Source organism: Negativicutes bacterium (genome assembly GCA_021372785.1).
Classification (GTDB): Bacteria; Bacillota; JAAYKD01; order JAAYKD01; family JAAYKD01; genus JAJFTT01.
Genome location: JAJFTT010000008.1, coordinates 1 through 22,746, shown reverse-complemented (window position 1 = coordinate 22,746; position 22,746 = coordinate 1). Strand labels below are relative to the sequence as shown.

At 49.6% G+C, this 22,746-nt stretch carries 18 protein-coding genes; 7 read left to right on the top strand and 11 right to left on the bottom strand.

Annotated features, from left to right (window positions below; translation table 11 throughout):
* Positions 1-376: 376 nt before the first annotated feature.
* The 3 genes from amrS to LLG09_01170 form a co-directional block, all read right to left on the bottom strand.
* A complete protein-coding gene (gene amrS, locus LLG09_01180; GenBank protein ID MCE5195732.1) occupies positions 377-1,207 on the bottom strand; it encodes an AmmeMemoRadiSam system radical SAM enzyme in 831 nt (276 codons plus the stop codon).
* Positions 1,200-2,594 carry an AmmeMemoRadiSam system protein A gene (gene amrA, locus LLG09_01175; protein ID MCE5195731.1) on the bottom strand — a complete coding sequence of 465 codons (1,395 nt, stop codon included), beginning with the start codon at positions 2,592-2,594 and terminating at the stop codon, positions 1,200-1,202. The genes amrS and amrA overlap by 8 nt, the downstream gene beginning before the upstream one ends.
* A 274-nt stretch (positions 2,595-2,868) precedes the next feature.
* Entirely contained in the window at positions 2,869-4,011 is a 1,143-nt protein-coding gene (locus LLG09_01170; protein MCE5195730.1) for a hypothetical protein, read from the bottom strand.
* 415 nt (positions 4,012-4,426) lie between these two features.
* Here LLG09_01170 and LLG09_01165 point away from each other — a divergent pair, with 415 nt between their 5' ends.
* From LLG09_01165 to LLG09_01155, 3 genes are read left to right on the top strand one after another with little or no spacing between them, the layout of a single operon-like run.
* Positions 4,427-4,909, top strand: a complete 483-nt coding sequence (locus tag LLG09_01165; protein ID MCE5195729.1) for a MarR family transcriptional regulator — start codon at positions 4,427-4,429, stop codon at positions 4,907-4,909.
* On the top strand, positions 4,902-7,136 hold the full coding sequence (locus LLG09_01160) for an ABC transporter ATP-binding protein/permease (protein ID MCE5195728.1): 2,235 nt from the start codon (positions 4,902-4,904) through the stop codon (positions 7,134-7,136). The genes LLG09_01165 and LLG09_01160 overlap by 8 nt, the downstream gene beginning before the upstream one ends.
* A 35-nt stretch (positions 7,137-7,171) precedes the next feature.
* A complete protein-coding gene (locus LLG09_01155; GenBank protein MCE5195727.1) occupies positions 7,172-9,052 on the top strand; it encodes an ABC transporter ATP-binding protein/permease in 1,881 nt (626 codons plus the stop codon).
* Between the two features lie 81 nt (positions 9,053-9,133).
* Here the strand turns inward: LLG09_01155 and LLG09_01150 are convergent, their stop codons facing one another.
* The 3 genes from LLG09_01150 to LLG09_01140 all read right to left on the bottom strand — a co-directional run bounded on the left by LLG09_01150 (position 9,134) and on the right by LLG09_01140 (position 13,036).
* Positions 9,134-10,300: an MFS transporter gene (locus tag LLG09_01150; GenBank protein ID MCE5195726.1), complete on the bottom strand. Its 1,167-nt coding sequence runs from the start codon at positions 10,298-10,300 to the stop codon at positions 9,134-9,136.
* Positions 10,301-10,512: 212 nt separating this feature from the next.
* Positions 10,513-11,970 carry a M81 family metallopeptidase gene (locus LLG09_01145; GenBank protein ID MCE5195725.1) on the bottom strand — a complete coding sequence of 486 codons (1,458 nt, stop codon included), beginning with the start codon at positions 11,968-11,970 and terminating at the stop codon, positions 10,513-10,515.
* A 121-nt stretch (positions 11,971-12,091) separates the two neighbouring features.
* Positions 12,092-13,036 (bottom strand): AEC family transporter, encoded by a 945-nt coding sequence (locus LLG09_01140; protein ID MCE5195724.1) that lies wholly within the window; start codon positions 13,034-13,036, stop codon positions 12,092-12,094.
* Between the two features lie 1,191 nt (positions 13,037-14,227).
* Between LLG09_01140 and LLG09_01135 the strand changes: the two genes are divergently transcribed.
* From LLG09_01135 to LLG09_01120, 4 genes are all read left to right on the top strand, one after another.
* Positions 14,228-14,602 carry a GntR family transcriptional regulator gene (locus LLG09_01135; protein MCE5195723.1) on the top strand — a complete coding sequence of 125 codons (375 nt, stop codon included), beginning with the start codon at positions 14,228-14,230 and terminating at the stop codon, positions 14,600-14,602.
* 8 nt (positions 14,603-14,610) lie between these two features.
* On the top strand, positions 14,611-15,462 hold the full coding sequence (locus tag LLG09_01130) for an ABC transporter ATP-binding protein (GenBank protein MCE5195722.1): 852 nt from the start codon (positions 14,611-14,613) through the stop codon (positions 15,460-15,462).
* On the top strand, positions 15,459-16,073 hold the full coding sequence (locus LLG09_01125) for an ABC-2 transporter permease (protein ID MCE5195721.1): 615 nt from the start codon (positions 15,459-15,461) through the stop codon (positions 16,071-16,073). Before LLG09_01130 ends, LLG09_01125 begins: the two co-directional genes overlap by 4 nt.
* A gap of 168 nt (positions 16,074-16,241) precedes the next feature.
* Positions 16,242-16,979 carry a hypothetical protein gene (locus LLG09_01120; GenBank protein MCE5195720.1) on the top strand — a complete coding sequence of 246 codons (738 nt, stop codon included), beginning with the start codon at positions 16,242-16,244 and terminating at the stop codon, positions 16,977-16,979.
* Between the two features lie 529 nt (positions 16,980-17,508).
* Here LLG09_01120 and LLG09_01115 read toward each other — a convergent pair.
* The 5 genes from LLG09_01115 to LLG09_01095 all read right to left on the bottom strand — a co-directional run bounded on the left by LLG09_01115 (position 17,509) and on the right by LLG09_01095 (position 22,555).
* Positions 17,509-18,186 (bottom strand): glucose-1-phosphate thymidylyltransferase, encoded by a 678-nt coding sequence (locus LLG09_01115; GenBank protein ID MCE5195719.1) that lies wholly within the window; start codon positions 18,184-18,186, stop codon positions 17,509-17,511.
* 73 nt (positions 18,187-18,259) lie between these two features.
* The gene (locus LLG09_01110) at positions 18,260-19,558 is read right to left on the bottom strand and encodes an L-serine ammonia-lyase, iron-sulfur-dependent, subunit alpha (GenBank protein ID MCE5195718.1); all 1,299 of its coding nucleotides are present in this window, start codon (positions 19,556-19,558) and stop codon (positions 18,260-18,262) included.
* Between the two features lie 180 nt (positions 19,559-19,738).
* Positions 19,739-20,893, bottom strand: a complete 1,155-nt coding sequence (locus tag LLG09_01105) for an aminotransferase class V-fold PLP-dependent enzyme (GenBank protein MCE5195717.1) — start codon at positions 20,891-20,893, stop codon at positions 19,739-19,741.
* 23 nt (positions 20,894-20,916) lie between these two features.
* On the bottom strand, positions 20,917-21,801 hold the full coding sequence (locus LLG09_01100; GenBank protein MCE5195716.1) for a ParB/RepB/Spo0J family partition protein: 885 nt from the start codon (positions 21,799-21,801) through the stop codon (positions 20,917-20,919).
* On the bottom strand, positions 21,791-22,555 hold the full coding sequence (locus LLG09_01095) for an AAA family ATPase (GenBank protein ID MCE5195715.1): 765 nt from the start codon (positions 22,553-22,555) through the stop codon (positions 21,791-21,793). The genes LLG09_01100 and LLG09_01095 overlap by 11 nt, the downstream gene beginning before the upstream one ends.
* Positions 22,556-22,746 lie beyond the last annotated feature (191 nt).

Below are 22,746 nucleotides of genomic sequence, written 5' to 3'. Positions count from 1 at the left end.
TTTGAGGTGCATTGGAAAACTGCGAGCTGATTTCAATATTGGATTGACCAACCTGGTGTACAACCTTTATCGCTGCGAAGTTTTACGCAGAGTGAAAGTACTGGGATAGCTGCGCCCAAAATCGGGAAATTTCTCGGTTTGAGGTGGTTTGTAGGGTTTCCTTACCTGCATTTTGTGCACTTCATCCAAAATAATTTACCCATTACCCATGACAGGCCCAGAAAGCTACTTACAGGCTCAGAAAGCTATTTTTTAGAGGTTACCTAAATCGCAGCCGAATTGTGTTGGCAATCCTCTTTTGTTCCGCCCAAGAAAGAAAGATCCCTCTATGCACGCAAGATGCAAAAGGGAGATCTTTTTTGTTGCGGCGCCCGAATCAGACATTGCCAAGCAGAACATACCGCAGATTCTTCCTGGCGACAGCGGCTAATTTTTGCAGAACGCCCAGCTCGGTGGGCTGCAGATCCAATCTGTTGCGATGCGGAAAGAAACGCGTTATGTGCAGCGGGATCTCATCGTCGAGTTCCGCTACCCAGGCGGAAAGCCGACGCATTTCTTCCTCCGTATCGTTTTCGCCGGGAACGATCAGCGTCGTTAATTCTACGTGAGCATTCTGCCAGGCCAGCCGGATAAACTGCAGGACCGTTGGCAGATCGCCGCCCAGCTTGCGATAATAAGCCTCGCTAAACCCTTTCAAATCGATATTGAGGGCATCCACGTAAGGCAGCACCTGTCGCAGCGTCTCTGCGCTGACCGAGCCATTGGTCACCAGCACATTTTGCAGACCGAGTCCCCTGACTTCTTTGGCGGTATCACGCACATATTCATAACCGATCATCGGCTCGTTATAGGTGTAAGCCACCCCGATATTATCCTTTGGGATCAGCACTTGCGCCAGCTGTGCCAGCCGCTGCGGTGAATAATATTCCGTCCTGACCTGCCCGATGCCCGCCATGGAGATGGCATCGTTCTGACAGAAGGGACAATCCAGATTGCAGCCAAAGCTGCCGACCGATAAGATCTTACTGCCCGGATGAAAGAAAGCGAGCGGTTTTTTCTCGATGGGATCCAGCGCCAGAGAGGTGAGCAAGCCGTAATTGATGGACACACTTTTGTCCAGCTCATTCCTGCGCGCTTTACAAAGACCGGTCTGTCCCAAATCGAGCGCACAATGGTGCATGCAAACCGGGCACCGGATCCTAGACATGACGCACCACCTCAAATCTTTGCAGACTGACCGCCTGCTTTTCAGTGATGCCGGCTTTGCGTTTGGCAATGGCGATCTGCTCCTCTACGCTGTCGACACCATCCAGATTCGGCAGCAGCAAACCCAATTGATGACCGCTTTGCACAATGACACCATACCGTTTGACATCCAGCTCCTGCGCGGAAGTGATCTTCTCTGCCGGACTCAGCACATCCACACTGTATTCCAGTTCCGCTAATTCAGTTGCATCCACCGCATGGAAGCGGGGATCACGCGTGGCTGCGCTGATGGCATTCTGAATGATTTCCTGGGCAACAGAGTCGGTTGTCGGCGTGATCGTCCCGATACAGCCACGCAGCTGACCGTTCTTATGCAGAGATACAAACACAGCTGCTCTGGTATGCAGCATCTCAGCCGGCAAATCCGAAGGAATTGGCGGGATCGTATGGTGCAGCAGATAGGCTTCCAATGTCTGTCGCGCCAGATGCACATAAGCATCTTCGGCTGCTTTGGCTTTCTGCAGCTTCCTTTCGGTTTTTTGCAGATAGGCATCCAGAAAATGCCTGTTTTCGTCCCTGGCGAGCGGTAAGAAACTGCAGACACCGTAACCGACTCCGAAAGGTCCCTCATAGGAAAGCTGTTCAGCCCGGACAGCAAATCCGTCAAAAGCGCCGGCCATGATCACAAAGGAACGATGACCGCATTCCGCCGCTTTTTCACAGAAGGTTTCCTCAAATTCGAATAGTTCAGCAAAATCTCCCTGCCGCATCACCCGCATGATCCGCTCATCATAAAGAGGACCTTCCGCGGCAAAACCATACGGACCATCCTGCTTCAATTTATGCGATAAATCCCCGCTGGCGATCAGAGCCACTCTGCGTCCCAGGCGCTCAGCCGCTCTGGCAATCTGCTGACCAAGACGGTAATGTTCCGTCAGCGGCTGACCGGATAGACCAATCCGGACTATTTTAGAGGGGAGTTGGCCGTTATTGCTTTGCTGCAGGAAATAGAGCGGCACCAGGGTGGCATGATCCAGTGCTTGCTCCCGTTCCCCCAACGTGCCGGCAGCCGGTCCGTTTTGTGCACAAAGCCGGCTCAGTTCCGTCACCAATTCACTGTCGTATTCCGCTGTGATGCGAATTTCTTTGGCAGCAAACCGGCCGAAATCGCCAGCCGCACATTGGCCCGGCGAGATATGAAAATAATCAGAATAGAGTATGCTGTGCGGGGAGGTGATCACAATCGTATCCGGCTTGGCTTCCATGATCAGCCGGCTCGCCTTTTGATAAGCATCGACTGTCTTTTGAATTCTTTTTTCCTCGCCCTGCCCGATCGCCGGAATGATCAGCGGCGGATGCGGAACCATAATTGCTGCGATGATACTCATTTTGCTTCTCCTTTCACGAAGTTGACCGCTCTGCGGCTCAAAAAGTGCAGTTTAAAGAGATTGTATCATAAAAAAACGGTAAGCAAGACTTGGCCGTCTCTGTTTTTTGTGCCAGGGCACCGCTGCAGAAATACAAGAAACCTGCTCGTCCCTGCTTGTTTGCAACCAAAACGGGATTCATTGGCGGAGCAGCCTTTTCGCTGAGGCAGCCGGAGGTTAGCGCTTTTTTAAAGCGATTAACCCAAAACAAAATTTGGATCAATCGCTTTTTTCATTAATATCGAAAGATTGCCGCCATTCCGCTGATCCCAGGCATTCTTTCCTTTGGCAGAACAACAACTTCCCCTTTATTCTGTAGAGTTTGCTTGATCAAAGCATCCAGCACATTGCCATAACCGGCCTGGTCGCTGTCCCCGAATTTCAATTTGCCGGTCGTCTCATCAAACTTACCGGGGATAACCTTACCGTCTTCCACAATCAGCTGCTTTACTTTTTTTAAAAAGACGGCATTCGCAATATCTTCCGGAAAATCAGAGCCTTTGCCGCCGGCCTGTGCCGTTTGGAAGGTTTCCACCAAAGTCTTTGTCTTGCCTAAATAAGAAGACAGGACAATATCCCAGGCGCTTTCCCGTAACTGCTCTCGATTCAAAGCATCCGGCGAGGCTTCGATTCCCTCCTTCATCAGATAGGGATTATTGCTGAGCGCTTTAAATTCGCTTTGGTATTCCGTTAAGGAAACCAGAATCAAGGGGAGTTTCATTGTTTTTGCATAATTCTCCAAAACAAACCGGTCTATATAGCGAAAGAACTTCTCCAGGTCCTTTTCATTCTCATCATTCTTGCTGCCATGGCCATAAAACACCGAACTGCCGCCGGCCTGGCTTGATCTTTGACCCAGTGACGGTTCCGAGAGTGTGCTGCCCAAAATCTCATTGATGGTAGTCGGCGCAGCCGCCGGTAATTCCAGGGGCTTTATCTCATAACGATTGCCTTGAAAGAGAGAAAACTCACTGCCGCTCAAACCAAGCAGAAGATACTGATCGGAAGACTGGAAAGCCCTGATCAGCGGCATAATATGAAAATCGTCCGCCACGACCGCCAAATTTGGCATCGTTCTGGAGAGGCTGTAGACGATACACTTTTCCGGATTGGCCAGCACGGCAATTCCGTCGAGGCTATTGTTCCAGAAAGAGACATCCTCTTTCAAGTCGTAAAAAGGTTGCAGCAGCGCTGTCGTTTCCGTCAGATTATATTTCCGTTCCAACTCCTGTTCAATTGTTTGGATCAGATTCTTGAAGACGATCGGATCCTGCTTTCTGTCGGGTAAATTTCTATGTGTGGTTTGATACAGCGAAACAGACGGTTTGGCATCTAGAAACATCAGAGGATTTGGAAAATCTTTTACAATTTCGAACATCTTATTTTCCCTCCTTACAAACTGAAATCGCGCTCGAATCCGCTTCGAATACGATTCAAGCATATCATGCTGTTTGACGGATGTCAATATTAATCGTAAATGGAACTTAATAAGGTGCCTATTTTTGCCCGGGTTTGCCATGGGAAACAAGACGTTCCCCGCAGCTCTTGTTTTTAACTTGTAAGGCTGCTTTGCCTCAAGAATGCCGATGTGAAGCTAAAGAGCGCAAGGCAGGGCAGCCGGGCGTGACAGTGCGCAGCATTTCCGTTTCCGCCGTATGGGAAAAAACACACTTCGCCTGAAAAGCCGCAAACAAAATTCACCAACTGTTCATAAATTTTTAGGTTCGTTAGTGTATAATGAGAATTCATTAATTGCTTAATGATTTAAGGCTTAAATATTAAGGGGGAAACATATGGATAATAAATTGAAAGATCAGTTGGTCCTGGCCATGCTCCGCTTAAGAAAAGTGAGTATGGTTTATCCGCCGGAGCTCAACATCCGCATGGGAGAACTCTTTTTGATGAGCGGGATTGCCAAGAACATCGCTTGCTGTGACCAAAATTTTCAGGCATCCGATTTATCAAGCCATCTGTTTATCACCAAACCCGCTGTTTCGCAAATGTTGAATTCTCTGGAAAAAAAAGGTTACATCAGCCGGGAAATCGATAAAAATGACCGGCGTAAGCGGGCAGTCACGCTGACCAGCGAGGGACAGCAGATTTTGGAAAAGACCAAAGCATATACCGATCATAGGCTGGAAACCACCATTCGCTGCTTCGGTGAGGAAAACACACGGCAATTGATCGCCTTATTCACCTTGCTTTCCGATATTTCCGAAGATCTCAATCAGAAAAACTTACAACCGAAGGATAAGGGAGAAGATCATCTTGATTAAACTAGCAAAGTATTTAAAACCTTTTCTGATCAGCTTGCTTTTGGCCATTCTGTTGTTATTCGGTCAAGCCGCATCCGACCTGAATTTACCCAATTATATGTCAGACATCGTCAATGTCGGCATCCAGCAGAACGGCATCGAACATGCCGCTCCTGACGCGATCAGTCCGTCCGGCTTAAAACTGATGACCACCTTCATGACCGAAGATGAAAAAGCGCTGGTCAATGAGAACTATAGGCTGGTCTCTTCTACCGACCAGGATCCGACCGGCAAAACCTATCTTGCGCTTTATCCCAAGGCCGGCAGGCAGCTCTACATCAAAAAGCTGGTCGATCAAACCACGAATGAATCACTGGACACTGCTTTTGGAGCTTCCACTTGGACCTTAATCAATGTTATGAAAGATTTATCGGCCAAACCCGGCGCTCAGAATGCATCGGTCAGCGCCACTGATCTCCAGAATGTCGATCTCAGTCAAATTTATCTGATGCAGCCGATGCTGGATAACCTGCCAGAATCCGTCATCAGTGCCGCCCATGAAAAGGCGCTGGCCAGTGATACCAGCATTCTGAAACAAAGCGGCGTTTTGCTCGCCAAGATTTTCTATACCGAAATCGGCGCGGATGTCGGCGCCATGCAGAATGCTTATATCGTCCGTATTGGGCTGTTGATGCTGCTGATTGCTTTCCTGGGAGGCACAGCCAGTATCTTAGTCAGTTTATTGTCTTCCAGGATTGCCGCCGGTGTGGCGCGAAATTTACGCAAAGATATTTTCAATAAGATTCAGGACTTTTCCAACAACGAATTCGATCATTTTTCAACCGCCTCTCTGATTACCCGCTGCACCAACGATATTTCTCAGATTCAGCTGCTGCTGATGATGGGTATCCGTCTCATTTGTTATGCGCCAATCATGGGCATCGGCGGTGTGATGATGGCGATCCGCAAATCATCCTCCATGAGTTGGATCATTGCCGTTGCAGTGATTACCCTTGGCGGCATGATTGTGGTGATCACCTCCATTGCCTTGCCGAAATTCAAGATCATTCAGCAATTAGTCGATAAATTGAACCTGGTTTCGCGCGAGAACCTCAGCGGTATGATGGTCATCCGTGCTTTTGGCACCCAAACGTATGAGCGGCAGCGTTTTGAGAAAGCCAATCAGGACCTGACCGCGACCAATCTCTTCGTTAACCGGATCATGGTGTTTATGATGCCGGCCATGATGTTGATTATGAACGCCACCACCCTGATGATCGTTTGGGTTGGAGCGCACCAAATCGCTGACTCCAGTATGCAGGTGGGCGATATGATGGCATTTATGCAGTATGCCATGCAAATCATTATGTCTTTCCTGATGATTTCCATGATGTTTATTTTTGTGCCGCGGGCTGCCGTCTCCGCAGACCGCATCGTGGAAGTCCTGCATACAGAGAATACGATAGTGGACCCACCGAATCCCAAAGCATTTGATCCGGCAAAAAAAGGCTTGGTGGAATTTAAAAATGTGCATTTCCGCTACCATAACGCCGAAGAAGATGCCCTGGAGGGGATTACATTTACCGCAAAACCGGGCGAAACGACGGCCATTATCGGTTCTACCGGCTCCGGAAAATCGACCATTGCCAATCTGATCCTGCGGTTTTATGACGTGACAGAAGGGCAAATCTGCGTGGATGGCGCGGACCTGCGTGATGTCAAACAAAAAGAACTGCGCGCCAAAATCGGCTATGTTCCGCAGGAGGGCGTGCTGTTTTCCGGCACGATTGCCTCTAACTTAAGGTATGCCAAAAAAGACGCTTCCGAGCAAGAGATTGAAACCGCGGCGGAAATTGCGCAGGCTCTCGATTTCGTCAAAGAAAAACCGGAAGGGTTCGACTCGGCCATTGCCCAGGGCGGTGCCAATGTTTCCGGCGGGCAAAAACAAAGATTATCGATTGCGCGGGCTTTGGTGAAAGAACCGGAGATCATTATCTTTGACGATAGCTTCTCCGCTCTGGACTTCAAAACGGATGCGGCACTGCGCAAAGCGCTGAAGCAAGCGACCGGGAATAGCACGGTTATTGTCATCGCGCAAAGAATCAGCACAATTATGAATGCCGAGCAGATTATTGTGCTGGATGACGGCAGAATAGTGGGCAGCGGCAGACATCAGGAGCTATTGAAAACCTGCCCGCAATATCTGGAAATTGCTTCATCGCAATTGTCAAAGGAGGAGTTGGAATGAGCCAGGAGAACAACAGCAAACCGGCGGCAGCGGCAATGCCACGCAGAGGCGGCGGCGGCGGTCGCGGCGGCAGACATGGAGCACTCGGACCCGGAGAAAAAGCGAAAGACTTTAAGGGTTCTTTTCTCAAACTGATCGGTTATGTGGCGAATTATAAATGGAGAATTCTCTTTGCCTGGGCTCTGGCGATCGCCTCGACTGTCTTTACAATTTTAGGTCCGAAAACACTGGGCAAAGCCACCGATGAACTATTTACCGGCATCATGAGTAAAATCGCCGGTACCGGCGGCATCAACTTTACAAGAATTGGCGAAATCATCCTCTGGGTAGCCGGTTTGTACGGTCTCAGCTCGCTTCTCACGTATTTGCAGGGCTTCGTGATGTCCGCCGTCACCGCCAGAGTCACGCTGCGTTTAAGAAGCAATATCAATGAAAAAATGCACAAACTGCCGCTGGGATATTACGACAAAATCACACATGGCGAGGTTTTGAGCAGAATCACCAATGATGTTGATACGATCAGTCAAACGCTCAATCAGAGTATGACCCAGATTATAACTTCGGTCACCTCTTTGCTGGGCATCAGTATCATGATGTTCACGATCAATTGGCAGCTTACCCTGACAGCGCTCTGCGTGATTCCCGTCAGTGTTCTGGTCGTTGTCCTGATTGCCTCAAAATCACAGAAACACTTCCGCAATCAACAAATGTTTTTAGGCAATGTCAACGGACATGTGGAAGAAATGCTGAGCAGTCACGTCGTGGTCAAGGCCTTCTGCGGAGAGGAAGAATCCTCAAAAGCCTTTGCCGAATATAACAATTCTCTCTACCAGTCGGCCTGGAAAGCGAATTTCCTTTCCGGTCTGATGATGCCGATGACCAACTTCATCGGTAATATCGCTTATGTTGCCATCTGTATCTTAGGCGGCTATTTTACCGCCAGCGGTACGATGACGGTGGGCGGTATTCAAGCATTTATTCAGTATGTCCGCTCGTTTACGCAGCCGATCGCGCAAATTGCCAGCATTTCCAACGTGCTGCAGCAGACAGTCGCCGCCGCGGAGCGCGTCTTTGAATTCCTGGGAGAACCGGAAGAAGTAGAGGAGGCCGCGAATGCCCTGTCTGTGAATACAGACGCCTCCCTGCCCGATACTGCCAACCTGCTGCATATCAGCGGGCATATTCAATTTGAACATGTTTCCTTTCAATATGACGCTGGAAAACCGATCATTCGGGATTTTACCGCCGAAGTAAAACCGGGGCAAAAGGTCGCGATTGTTGGACCGACCGGCGCCGGCAAAACCACGATTGTCAAGCTGTTAATGCGTTTCTATGATGTCAGCGATGGCGCCATCCGCATTGACGGTCACGATATCCGAACCTTCAAGCGCAATCAGCTGCGTTCTCTTTTTGGGATGGTGCTGCAGGATACCTGGTTGTTCAATGGCAGCATCGAGGAAAATATCCGTTACGGCCGGCTGGATGCCACCGATGAGGAAGTGAGGAACGCAGCCAAAGCGGCACAGGTCGATCATTTTGTGCGAACCTTACCGGAAGGATATCATATGCTGCTCAACGAAGAGGCCAATAACATCTCGCAAGGTCAGAAACAATTGCTGACGATTGCCAGAGCAATCCTGGCGGATCCTGAGATCCTGATTCTTGATGAAGCCACCAGTAATGTGGATACCCGAACCGAGGTGCTGATTCAGAAAGCAATGGATAACCTGATGCGCGGCAGAACCAGCTTTATCATTGCGCATCGCTTATCGACCATTCGCAATGCTGATTTGATTCTGGTTATGTCTGACGGTGACATTGTGGAACAAGGTACTCATACGGATTTGCTCGCGCGAGGCGGCGCCTATGCCAAATTGTATAACAGCCAGTTTGAAACGGACGATCAATCGGCCTGAATACAACGCAAAAAAACAAACGGTCTGTCAAGTGGTTGAAAAACCACAAGACAGACCGTTTTTCATTGTTCTTATCAGCGCTCAGGCATCCGTCTCCGCCGCTATTTCAAAGGTATTGGGGTCCGGCAGCTTCCAGGATTGATAGAGCGAACAGAGACAAAGCAAACTGCCGGTAATAAATGTCAGCTTAGGATCGATCTTCCAGAGCATGCTGCCCACGATGGGAGCCAGCACACCGGAAATATGGTTGATGGTGGAACCCATCGCCAGAGAAGGCGCAATGTCTGACTGCGGCGCGATTTTGGAAAGGAAGGTGGTGATTGCCACTTCAAAGCCCAGAAAAACATTATCGACAATAAAGATCACATAGAGAAAAGCGACATTGCCGATAAAGGCATATCCCAAAAAGAGCAGAGCGACAATGGTATAATTAAAAGTCAGCGCTTTGCCTTCGCCCCAGCGATCGATAATCCCACCCAGCAAAGGCCGGGTAAAGATGGCGGCGAAATTCGCAATCAACATCAGTGTGGCAATCGTCGTCACCGGCACATTGTAAAGAGAAACCAGCGCCAAGGCAGCGAACGTACTGTTGATATGGCGCCTGGCGCCGACCAACAGCTGCATGATGTAATAGTTTTTATACTTCCAACGGAAAACATAGGACTTACGCACTTTGAGCTTATCGTTTGTGCGGCGGGAAAAGTAAATGAAAGCAGCCGCCAGAATACACGTCAGCGTGCCAATCAAGTAGAAATCGCGAAATTTTAAAATGTTGCCCAGGCGGCTGACGGCAAAACTAGCCAGCAAAGTACCGATGGCCCCGACCGAATTGAGCATACCCAGGCGGGAGGCTTTTTCTTCCGGTTTGGACATATTCAAAACCAGTGATTGCTGAGCAGGCGTAAACAGATGGAAGCCACAGGAGTAGATGATGGTTGCAATCATATAGAACCCAAACGTCTTGGACTGCGAATAGAGAAACAGGCCGGCAGCCGTAATCAGCACAGTGACGGCAGTATAAACATTACCGGCCAGATAAGCGGCGGGAATGGCTAAAATTACAGTGATTAAGCCGGGCATTTCGCGGATACCAGCCACCAGACCATATTGCTGATCATCAAGACCCAATTCGTCCACCACGAAGTTTGCATTGATGGCAGTCTGTAAACCCATGCCGATGTTAAACAGCAAGGAGCAAAAGATGATCGTCAGGAAGGCCTTTCCCCAGCGGGAATAGAGTTTATCCATGGGAGTTCATCCTCTCAATTTACGCCTCGTCCAATTAGGCCTCGTCCAGGGGCCGGGTATGGATGCGCCGATAGGGATAACGCTTTCAATTCGGATTGGCCGCTCCGGGAGCACCTTCTCAATTTAGGCCTCGTCTAGGGGCCAGGTATGGATGCGCCGATAGGGATAACGCTTTAAATTCGGATTGGCCGCTCCGGGAGCACCTTCTCAATTTATGCCTCGTCCAGGGGCCAGGTATGGATGCGCCGATAGGGATAACGCTTTAAATTCGGATTGGCCGCTCCGGGAGCATCCACTTCAAGAATGCTGCTGGCCAACGGGGTAAAAGAGGCACGGAAATGCCCGCGGGATTTGATCAGCAATAAGCGCTGCTGTGTCGGTTCGACACCCAGATGGCGGAAGATATCGGCATCATTGCAGGCGGTTCGGATGGAACCGAGCAGGATCTGCACATTGCCCACTTCCAAACGCGCACAATGACCAATATTCCAGAGATTGCCTCTGCCCATCGGCCCGGTCGCGGCAAAAATACCATCGGAAAGCGTTTTGACTTTGGCGGTTACTACAATCGGAGCGCCGTAAGCCGGCTCGGCCTTGCCGCCGATGGCGAACTCTGCCGTATTGCCCACACCTACCGCAAATGCTTTTTCCACTGTTTTTGGATCCCAGATCAGGGCGGCTGCCGTCTTGGGCAGGTTTTCTGCGATCATTTCCCGCAATAATTCCGTTGTATCACCGGAACCGCCGCCGCCCGGGTTATCTGCCACATCGGCCAGCATGACCGGCAGCAGCGGATTTTGCGCCAAAAGAACCTTGGCCTGCGCCATGGCTGTCTTCACGTCGGCGATTGGTTTGAGGAACTGAGCCCGGATCTGCCAGGCGCGGTCACAAATGGCGTCACAGGCAGCCTGCGCCAGCTGACGATCCCGATCGGCCGTGGCAATCACATTGAACCCGGCATACGGCACATCGCAGAAAGGGAAACCGCCAAAAACAGAAACATTGATCATGCCGGGCTTCGCTTCCCAGGCTCTGGCCAGCTGAAAGAGTTCGACCATGGGGCCTTCTTCGGTCCGCATATTAATCGTAGGCGGCAGCATGGCTGCGTGAGCATGCGCAGTCACGGGAGTGATGCGTCCCTGCAGCAAATTCGCCAGGCATTCCGCCGCTTCTTTGGCTCGTTCGTAACTGTCAATGTGGGGGTTCGTATCAAAACCAAAAATAGCATTGCAGCCTGCCGCCATCGCAGCCGTATTGTTGCCGTGCAGGTCCAGGGTCACGATCAGCGGTTTGTCGCCAATGATTTGGCGCACCGCCTCTACGATATCTCCTTCCGGATCATCGGTTCCCTCCGCCATCATGGCGCCATGCATGCAAAGCAGCACGGCATCGGGCTGTTCCTGACGCATCGGCTGCAATAAATGCTGCTTCAGCCAGGCATAGCTCCCGGCATCGGTTGGTTTGGAGGGTGTGGCACCGGCTAAGAGCGTAGGCAGAATCTGCCAGCCTTCCCGGTCGGCAATTTCCAAAATACCGCCGATATTGGTCTTCTTACCGCGGGCATTCTCCAGCATCGCCTGGCCTTCGACTATCCGCCATTCGGATAAGGGTGTTGCTAAAGGTGAAAATACGTTGGTTTCGTGGCTGATCCCGCCGATTGCTAATTTCATAAGAAAGCCCCCTTTCTACTCTGTTTCTATTTGTAACTAATCTAACCAATTCAGAAGGATTTGTCAAGATGTTTCTGCACATGAATGATTTTGGTTGAAAATATTCCGTGATAGGAAGAGATTAAATTTTACCCAGGGATTTGGCCAGATAAATCCAGAAGAACATGGTTAAAACTGAAAAAAGCGCCGTGAAGACCACCAAATGGTCGGCCAATTCGCTGTCACCACCCATTTGCTGCGCCATGGTATAAGAAGAAACAGCGGTAGGAGCGCCAAAGAGTGCGATCAGAGTCGCCAAATCCACATCCCGGAACCCCAAAGCCATGGCAAGGGGAAGAAAAACAAGCGGTACGAGCAGCAAACGCCCGCTGACTCCCAAAATCAATTGCTTCAGATGCGCCCTGACGCTGGAAAAATGGAAGGAACCGCCTAAAATAAGCAAAGCCAGCGGGGTAGCCATTTTAGAAATATCACTGACGGTTTTTTCCAGGAAGACTGGCAGTTTGAGACCGGTCAGCAGAAAAAAGATACCCAGCACGGAACCAATGATCAGGGGATTTTTCAGAATTTGTTGGAAAATCGTTTTCAGCGAAGTTTTACCGGAGCGGAATGTCTCCAGAACGATCACAGCCAAAATGTTAAAAAACGGCACCACCACAGCGATAACCACGGCCGTCACCGCCGCACCTGCACTGCCATACAGCGAATTTGCGATTGGTATGCCGAAAATAGCGAAATTACTGCGGAAGATCGCCTGGATCAGCACGCCGCGGCGGCGATCCTCCGGTTCGATTTTAGGAATCAACAGGAAGAGCACCAATGTTGTAAGCGAAACAGAACCAAGGGCAAAAGCCAACAATTTAAAATTAAACACTTGAGTAAGATCGCCCGAAGCGTCGTAAACGTACATAAACAGCATAATGGGTAAAATCCGATTGAAAGAAAGCCGATTCAATTTCGCCAGAAATTCATCGTCGAGAAAATGCGTTAGTTTGAGCAAATAGCCGAACAACATGGTCAGAAACAAAGGCATGACAACATTGAAAGACAAGATGAAATTCTCCATTTTATAAGACTCCGTTCATTTGTTCTATGCAGGTCAGTTCGCTAAGAAAATTTCGAATTCCTTTTTCGATATCAGTTATGACATTTCTCTGTAAAAACTCTTGCTGCCCAATCCGAACGAATTGGCTAGGCGCCGGCAGAACGCACATTTTCCGCTTCCCATACAGGTTACGCCAAGGGGTATCGCAAGAACAGGAGAGAAGAAAAATGAAAGTTACCGTGCAGTAACCTGCCGAATAAGCGCCAATTCGCAAACGTGGCCTGCGCTGTCACGAAGGCTTTGCTTTGCCGCGCCCTGCGCTGTCACGAAGACTTTGCTTTGCCGCGCCCTGCGCTGTCACGAAGACTTTGCTTTGCCGTGGCCTGCGCTGTCACGAAGACTTTGCTTTGCCGCGCCCTGCGCTGTCACGAAGGCTTTGCTTTGCCGTGGCCTGCGCTGTCACGAAGACTTTGCTTTGCCGTGCCCTGCCGGAACCGATTTCGATCATTATCGCCTCTAACACAGTACTGATCCGCAGCGCGTACAGCAAATTCTTTTCTATAAAACGTTAGGTATCACTCTTCAGAAGATCAAAGCGCTGCTGACTGGAGCATTCGCCCAAAAAGCTTGCGCGCTGCACAAGGAATGGCTGTTGCTGTTCTGACCAAAGAAAAGCGATACTGCCAAAGCGCATCAAGCACTGGCGCCAAAGAAAAGCGATACTGCCAAAGCGCATCAAGCACTGGCGCAGGGTTACCCGGATGAAGCGCGCTTTACCGATTATTCTGAGCAAATTGCTCCGGACAGCACCTTCTTCTGACACGATGCGCTGAATATCTATTGTAAAAATAAAAAACAAAACAGCCCCAGCGGCCGGATTGCACTGCACCACCCTGGCGCAGACAGGCGAGATAACAAATTCGCGTTTGCCTTATGGGAAGCATTGCCGTTTCATAACTGCTGCGGCTGTGGATTTGTATGCGGCATTCTGTTCAACCCCAGCGGCATTCTGTTCACCCCTAAGAAAGGCGTCACAAGCAACAACAGCCGAGTGCAGCGCAAGAGAGCAATGCGCCTTTTTTGTAACCATATGAAGGCATACCCTGCAGTTTCTACAGAATGATTTTGTTTTCTCTGCGATCATCGCTTGACATATTGTAACTAGTGTATATACTATTGATATACACTAGTTGAAAAAGGCAGGTGAAGTCTTTGAATATTCTGATCAGCAACACCGGCAATAAGCCGATCTACGAACAAATCATGGATCAGCTGAAGACGCTGATCCTCAGCGGCGAACTAAAGGAGGGTGACGCACTGCCTTCTATGCGGCTGCTGGCCAAAGAACTGCGGATCAGCGTGATTACTACCAAGCGCGCCTACGAAGAATTGGAGCGGCAGGGTTTTATTTTTTCCATACCCGGTAAAGGCAGCTATGTCGCCGGTCAAAATATGGATTTTATTCGGGAAGAGCATCTGCGCACATTGGAAAATTATCTGCAAAAGGCAGTGGAAGCGGCTGCTTTGTGCGATATTTCTCTGCAGGATCTGATTGAAACATTAACCGTCATTTATAAAGGAGAGTAATGCATATCATGCAAGACGCATTGGTCATTCGACATTTAAATAAACATTACAGCGATTTTGCCTTACAGGACCTTTCGCTGACATTGCCCCGCGGAACGATCATGGGTTTTATCGGTGAAAACGGCGCCGGTAAAAGCACAACCATCAAGTTAATCTTGGATCTGATCAAACGGGACAGCGGTGAAATCCTCTTACTTGGACAAGAACCACTGCGTTCTTCCTCCATGATTCGGGAAAAGATCGGCGTTGTGATGGATGAAATCGGCTTTCCGGAAAACATGAACGCACAGCAAGTCAATCTCATTTTAAAGATGATTTACCAAACCTGGGATACGACCCGTTTTGAGCGTTATCTGGAACAATTCCAGCTACCGGTTCGGAAAAGCATCAAGGAATATTCCCGCGGCATGAAAATGAAGCTAGGCATCGCCGTCGCGCTTTCACACGATTCTGAACTCCTGATTCTGGACGAAGCCACCAGCGGGTTGGATCCGATTGTTCGGGAAGAAATCCTGGATGTTTTCCAAGATTTTATTCAGGATGAGCAGAAAGCCGTCTTTATCTCCTCGCATATCATCAGCGATTTGGAGAAAATTTGCGATTATATCACCTATATCCACCAAGGCAAGCTGGTTTTCAGCCAAAACAAAGAAGAGCTGAAAGATCAATACGGAATCCTGCATTGTACAGAAAGCCAATGGCAGGCATTGGATCCAACGCTGGTGCACGGCTTCAGAAAAAATAATTTTGGTATGGAAGTATTGGTGCGCCGCGATCGGCTGCAGGGCGATTATCTGGTTGATCCCGCCAGCATTGAGGAAATTATGATTTTCTACGCAAAGGAGAATTTAGAAAAATGAAAGGTTTACTGCTCAAGGATTTGATCAATCTAAAATCTCAGATGAAAATTTTAGGCCTCTTGCTGCTATTTTACATTTTCCTTGCGTATCAAAACCGCGATCTGGCGTTCTTAAGCGGCATGCTGATGATCTTATCGGTGATGCTGTCGATCACCAGTATTGCTTTTGATGAACGTTCCAGGTGGGATCCATACGCTCTGACCATGCCGCTCAGCCGCCGGCAGCTGGTCTTCAGCAAATACATCCTGAATTTACTCTTGATAGCGGCCGGCGGCCTGATCATTTTTGGCGTTCTGCCTTTTCTGGGCGGTATTAACCAGGAAAGTTTGCTCATCCTGGCTGTGACTGCCGCGTCGGCACTCCTGATAAACTCCCTCCTGCTTCCGATTATGTTCAAATTCGGCGTCGAAAAAGGCCGCTATATTTTAGTGATGCTGAGCCTGATTCCTTTTGTACTCACCATGCTGCTGCCCAAATCTCTCCGGTTTGATTTGACTGTTTTGGATCAGTTTTCATCCTTATTGGCAGTTGTTTTCTTTCTGTTCGTGCTTGGCGCGTTTGCAGTTTCGCTGTTGATTTCCGTAAAAATCATGGAGGCGAAAGAGCTGTAAAACCGCAAAACCACTGTCTTGCCAGAAAAAACGGGCAGAGCAGCGGTTTTGATTGTTCTTGCATTCTCTTCCTCGTGATGCTATAATGGATACAGCAAAAAACAGCTGATTCTCCCAAATGCCTTCAAAAAGCAAAGGGGAATTTCAAACGAGGAGTGATGGATTGAGATGAAATTTATCCGCAGTTCCAAACGAATGCTTTCTACCGCTTTGATCATGCTGCTCGCTTTTCTAGTCGCCCTGACCTGTCTTGTCGCACCGGTCGAGCGCAAGAGAAATGCGGTCTCCGTTCAAGCTGCCCTGACGGAACAGCAAATGACCGCTTATTCCCTGGCTGTCTCTTATTTTCGCAGCACGCAAATTGCCTTGCAACTGAATAACCTCTCGCTGGGAGATAAAACAGTCTATAGAGAATTGAGCGGCATGATGGCCAAAGTCACCAAACAACTTAAATTTGAACGCTTATATCTGCTTTACCGTTCCGGAGCGGACTATTACTACTTAGCCGATCAGGCTTACCGTGATAATGGCACAGCCGGCATCGATTACTTTGATTTCAGCATCAGCTATCTGACCGGAATCTACGGCCGCGAATGCCGAGCTGCTTTGGAAAAAGTATTGAGCAGCAAAAGCGCCACTTTTGTCAATGAATTGTTGGCGAATGGCAATGTCATCAATTATCTGCCGATTTTTGATGAGAACGAAAATGTGATCGCTTTTCAGGCCGTCGAAACAAAGCTTTCCCCTGATACTTTCAATCGGCTCGGTTTTTTTAATTTGTATATCCTGAGCGGCATCTTTGCCGTAATCAGCTTAGGCTGTGCCGTTTACCTTTATTTTTGCTATAAAAGAGCGAGTAAGCAGAACCAGACTCCGCCTGCCGCGCAAGAAAAAACCGTAATCTGAGCTGCTCCCTCCCGGTAACCCGCGCTCAGCCCAGCCCACGCTCAGCCGCCAATCGCAAAACAGGAGCTATCGCAAAACAACTCAAAAAAACAGAGCCAAATGGCTGCGAAAAGCAGACACAAGGCCCTGTTTTTTATGTTTCGTTTCTCTTCACCGTTTGCGCTGGTCCATCCGCTGAAGTGACGCGCCGGTGCCGGCTCTTGTTTGGAAAGACCGGTTCTGCGCTGTTTCTTGCAATCTTGCTTGCGCCGGCTGTTCCCGGCTAAAACCAGCCGACCTGCGCTCAGCGCATACAGTACTTCACGCAAGTCGGCTGGTTTTCGTGCTGTTTTTTATTTTCCGGAGCTTCCGCTCATTCTCCCGCCGATGGCGCTTCCGGCAGCTGCAGACAGGCAGATCCGTCAAGGATTTCCCAGCCGGTAGAATGCCGCCTCTTTGAAAGGATCTCCGGGATGCGGTTGCGGTCTCATTGATGCGAGATTCAGCAGTACTCACCCCGCATGCTGATCTGGTCCGGAAAATAACGCTGTTAAAGAGTTTTTGGCACGATCTCTGCATTGTAATCATACTTGACCAAGCTATTTGGCGCAATATAGCCGCGCAAAGATAACATGCTGTAAACCCAGGTATTTTTGCCGATCACTGTGCCGGGCGCCGTCACACTGTTGCAGCCGATGGATACGGCATCACCCAAAATGGCGCCGAATTTGCGCAGACCGGTAGGGATCCGCTTGCCTTCCAGCCAGATATTGACTTGATCACCGCTCAATTTAAAATTAGCCAATTTCGTCCCGGCACCTAAGTTGACATCACGCCCCAGCACGCTATCGCCGACATAGGCAAAATGCGGCGCGTGCGCTCCGGTCAGCAGAATCGATCCCTTCAGTTCGCTGGCATGGCCAACGATGCAGTTGTCTCCGATGATATTATTTTCCCGAATGTAAGCACCCTGACGAACCACGGTATTTTTGCCGATATAAACCGGTCCTTTGATATAAACATGCGGCTCTATCAGACTGCCTTCGCCGATTGCCACCGCTCCTTCCAGAACGGTAGTTGGATGCACGCTGCCCAAAATCGGACCTTTGGCCAGTTCAACTGCGGCTGCATTGATTTTCGGCAGGACTTGCCAGATCAATTCGCAGTCAGCAAATAAAAATGCCAACGGTTCCTGAGACAAATCAAAAAAATCTTTTACCTCAAACACGATACCTACATCCCTTTCATTCCCCGATCAGCGAACGGTGCAGAGCATGTTTCACGTGAAACATCCCGACCGGTCAGTTGTCACATTTTTCTTTTTCACTGATCATCATTTTGATAATCTCTTCATTGGTTTCTTTCATGCCGTCTTTACCCAGACGGTAAATATTGCGGATGGTTGCTTCCACATCTTCGCTGACGATGCCATCGCCGGCGTAAAACTGCTGACCATGCTGATACATTTGCCAGCCGAGCAAACCGGCATCCACTGCCATGGCAATTTTGGCCGCGCAGGAGGCTTTGGCGCCATCACAAATCATGCCGGATTCGATTGCCAGCGCGTTCACCAGGGTGTGAACCACTTCTGTCAAGCCGCCGCCGTGTAAATAAGCAATCGCACAACCGGCGGCAGCTCCGGCTCCGACCGCGCCGCAATAAGCGGAAAGCGTACCGATTCCTGATTTGATATGAATCGCAATCAAATTGGAAAGCGCCAGGGCCCGGTAAAGCGATTCTTCCGATACATGCAGATCGCGGGCGTAGAGAATAACCGGTACCGAAACGGCAATCCCCTGATTGCCGCTACCGGAATTAATAATCACAGGCAGCTCACAGCCGCTCATCCTGGCATCGGAACCCGCCGCCGTCAGCGCTTTGGCTTTTACCCGGATATCATCGCTGTCGTACGAAGCTAGAATTACGCGGCCGATATTTGCGCCGTAATGACCGTGAATCCCGTCTTCCGCGATGGCCATATTATATTTCATCTGACGCGCCAGGACGGATTTGATCTCTTCCGGCGCAACAGTAGTAATAAAATCCCAAATATCCACCAGGTTCAGCAAAGAACGGTCTGTTTTATGCTCATCCTCCGGCTGTGTGACATCGAGCGAAAAAAGCGCACAGCCGTTTTTCTCGATCAAGACGATATTGGTATGATCATTGGCGATACGGACCTTAGCCGATTCTTTGCCCTTTTCAACCGAAACGAGAATATCAAAATTCAAACCGGACCGGCTGAGTTCGACTTCGATTGCATTCCGGTCCAGATAATCCTGAATCTGTTGGATTTGTTCTGCGCTCACTTCGCTGAGAACTTCCAGTGCACAGTCTGCTTTTCCGGCTATTATGCCGGCGGCTGCGGCGGCTTCAATCCCCTTTAAGTGGTTGGTATTGGGAACGATAACCGACTTTACATTCTTGATAATGCTGCCGCTGGCTTCGACATGCACCCGCTCCGGCAGGGCGCCTAACGTCTCTCTGGCTTTGGCGGCCGCATAAGCCAGAGCGATCGGTTCTGTACAGCCCAGAGCCGCCACTAATTCTTCTTTCAGAATTTGAATGTACGCCTGATCGCGGGGATTTACCTGATCCATGTTGTCTCCTTCCTTACTTCAATTTTGACGCCTTTGGCACAGTACTGTGCCTGTGTTCGGAAGCCGAATGATAGCATGGAGGGTTTGCTTTGACAACCCGGTCCGCATGCGTTTTGGCTGCTTTTTTTTGAAAAACAGGAGCTGATGTTTCACGTGAAACATGACCGATTCCGGATTGGCTTACCTTTTGCGAACCTCATAACAGAGCGTTTCCACAGCTTCCACTAATTCTTCGAGATCCTGGCCGGTATTGAAGCAGCCTACGCTGACCCGCACCGTACCGTACGGCAGCGTGCCGCCGGTTTCATGCGCCCAATAAGCGGATTGTAAACCGGTTCTGACACAGATATCCCAGCGATTGTTCAGCTCCAGCCCAACTTGTGTGGAAATCATCCCCAGGATATTAAAGGAGAGGATCGCTACTTTTTCCGTTCCCGGCGCCGGTCCATAGAGCACAACCCCATCGATCTCACTGAGCGCATGATAGATTGTTTCGATTTTTCGCAGATCATTTTGATACATCTTTTTCAGACCCTGTTCCCGGATAAAATCAATCCCTTCTCCCAACCCGGCAATCCCCGGCATGTTTGGTGTACCGGCTTCAAAACAGTCCGGTAAATTCTTCGGCATCGGCAGTTGTTCGGCATAATCCCCGGTCTCGCCGTAGCGCCAAATATTCAGATTGGTATCCTGATTACGGATCAATAACAAACCAACCCCCTGCGGTCCGTATAAACCTTTGTGACCGGAGCAAGCCAAATAGTCGATGCCCATCTCCTCCATATCAATTGGGATCGAGCCAACCGTTTGAGCCGCATCCACCAGGAAAATCAAGCCATACGCGTGCGCCAGGCGCGCCAATCCATCCAAATCGGATAAGGTACCGAACACATTGGAGGCATGATTCCAAACTATCATCCTGGTATTGGGACGAATTGCTTCCTCCACGCGCGCTAAGCGAAAACCGCATTCCGGGCTGGTGTAAATTTTTGTTGTGGAGATCCCCTTGCTTTCCAAGGCAAAAAGCGTTCTTGCTACGGCATTGTGTTCCAGCGAACTGGTGATGACATGATCACCCGGTTTTAGCAAGCCCTGCACTACCGCATTGATCGCTTCGGTCGCATTAGCGGTAAAAACGACTCCCCGCGGACTGCTTAAACCAAAGAAATCGGCTACTTTTTCCCTGGTACGCTGGACCATGTTTGCCGCATCCATGGATAGCCCGTAATTGCCGCGGCCGGGATTGGCCCCGATGTTGGTTAAAAGATAATTGACAGCTTCTACAACGCGGATCGGTTTCGGCCAACTGGTCGCCGCTTGATCCAAATAGATCATATTTTACACCTCCAAAATGGTAATTATTGTTCTTCCGCCTTTGGCTGACTGTTGATTAGCCGATCCAGCAATCGCTGTAATTCTTCTTCATCAAAATAGATAATCTCAATTTTACCGCCTTTGCCTTTGGGTTTGATGCGGGCTTTGGTTTGCAGAACCGTTTTCAATTGCGATTCCCAGTGCTGCAGCAGGGCCAGCCGTTTCGTCAGCGCCGCCGCTTTTTCTTTGACTTGCGCTTGATCCGGCCGCATGGTTGCCTGTACCAGATCTTCAAGCTGGCGAACGCTCATATTTTTCGATTTGATCAGTTCTACATACAACAACTGCAGGGCAGGTTTTAAGGGCAAAAGGGCTCTGGCATGTCCCATCGAAATGGAACCGCTGATCAGTTCGGCCTGGATTTCTCTGGGCAGCTGCAATAAACGTAAAATATTTGTCACATGCGGACGGCTTTTGCCCACTTTATCAGCCAATTCTTCTTGCGAATAGCCAAATTCCAGGATCAGGCGCTGATAAGCAGTCGCTTCCTCTATGGCATTGAGGTCCTGCCGCTGAATATTTTCAATCAAAGCCATCTCTGCCGCCTGCTGATCACTTAACAGGCGGACAACCGCCGGGACGGTTGTCATTCCTACCAACGCGGCAGCCCGCCAGCGTCGTTCGCCGGCAACCAATTCATAGCCATCCGCCACAAGACGCAAAATCAGAGGTTCCAGCACGCCGTGTTCCCGGATCGAATTGGCTAATTCCTGTAAACCTTCCGTCTGGAAGCCTCTGCGGGGTTGATATGGATTGGCTTTGATCTCACTGACCGCAATTTGCCGGATTTGTTCCCCGGTTTGCACTTCCGACTCCGTGGGAATCAAAGAACTTAACCCCCGGCCCAAACCTGTTTTTTTAATGCTCATGCTTGATTACCTCCAACGCCAGAGCGGCGTAGCTCTCGGCACCTTTGCTGCGGGGGTCATATAAGGCGATCGGCAAACCGTGGCTGGGAGCCTCGCTGAGCCTGACATTGCGTGGGATCACCGTCTCATAGACGCGATTGCCAAAATGAGCGCGCACATCCTCTACAACCTGCTGCGCTAAATTGATCCGGTTATCATACATGGTCATCAGAACACCTTCGATTTCCAGGGTTTTATTCAGATGTTTCTGCACCAAATGAATCGTATTCGTCAATTGGCTGACTCCTTCCAGGGCGAAAAACTCACATTGGATGGGAATCAGAACCGAATCCGCCGCAGTCAGGGCATTGATCGTCAGCAATCCCAGCGAAGGCGGACAATCAATAAAGATATATTCGTAATATTGCCGTAAAGAAGCCAGCGCTTCTTTCAGGCGGTATTCCCGGCTCAGCAAGGATACCATTTCAATTTCAGCCGCAGCCAATTCCACAGCAGCGGGGATGATACTCAAATTTTCCTGCGGTGTTGCCAAAATTATCTGGTGCGCGGCAATACCCTCCAGCAGCAAGTCGTAGGTATTGTATTTCAGCCTGGACTTGTCAATCCCTAAACCGCTGGAGCTGTTGCCCTGCGGATCCAGATCAACCAATAAGGTGCGGCGGCTCATCTGCGCTAAGGCTGCGGCCAAATTGACAGCGGTTGTGGTTTTTCCAACACCGCCTTTTTGGTTTACGATTGCGATTATTTTATTCAAATTCATACACCGACCTTTATGTCTAAAACCTATCCTGCTTATTCGCGAAGTATTTTTAACAATCCTGCCGGAATAATTTGTCCAAACTATGAAATGCAAATTACTTCCGGTGATCTGCAGAAAAATTTTAAAATTCTGTTACTATCTTCCCAAAGCGCGCTTGATTTTCGCGGGGAAGCGCAGCGATTGAG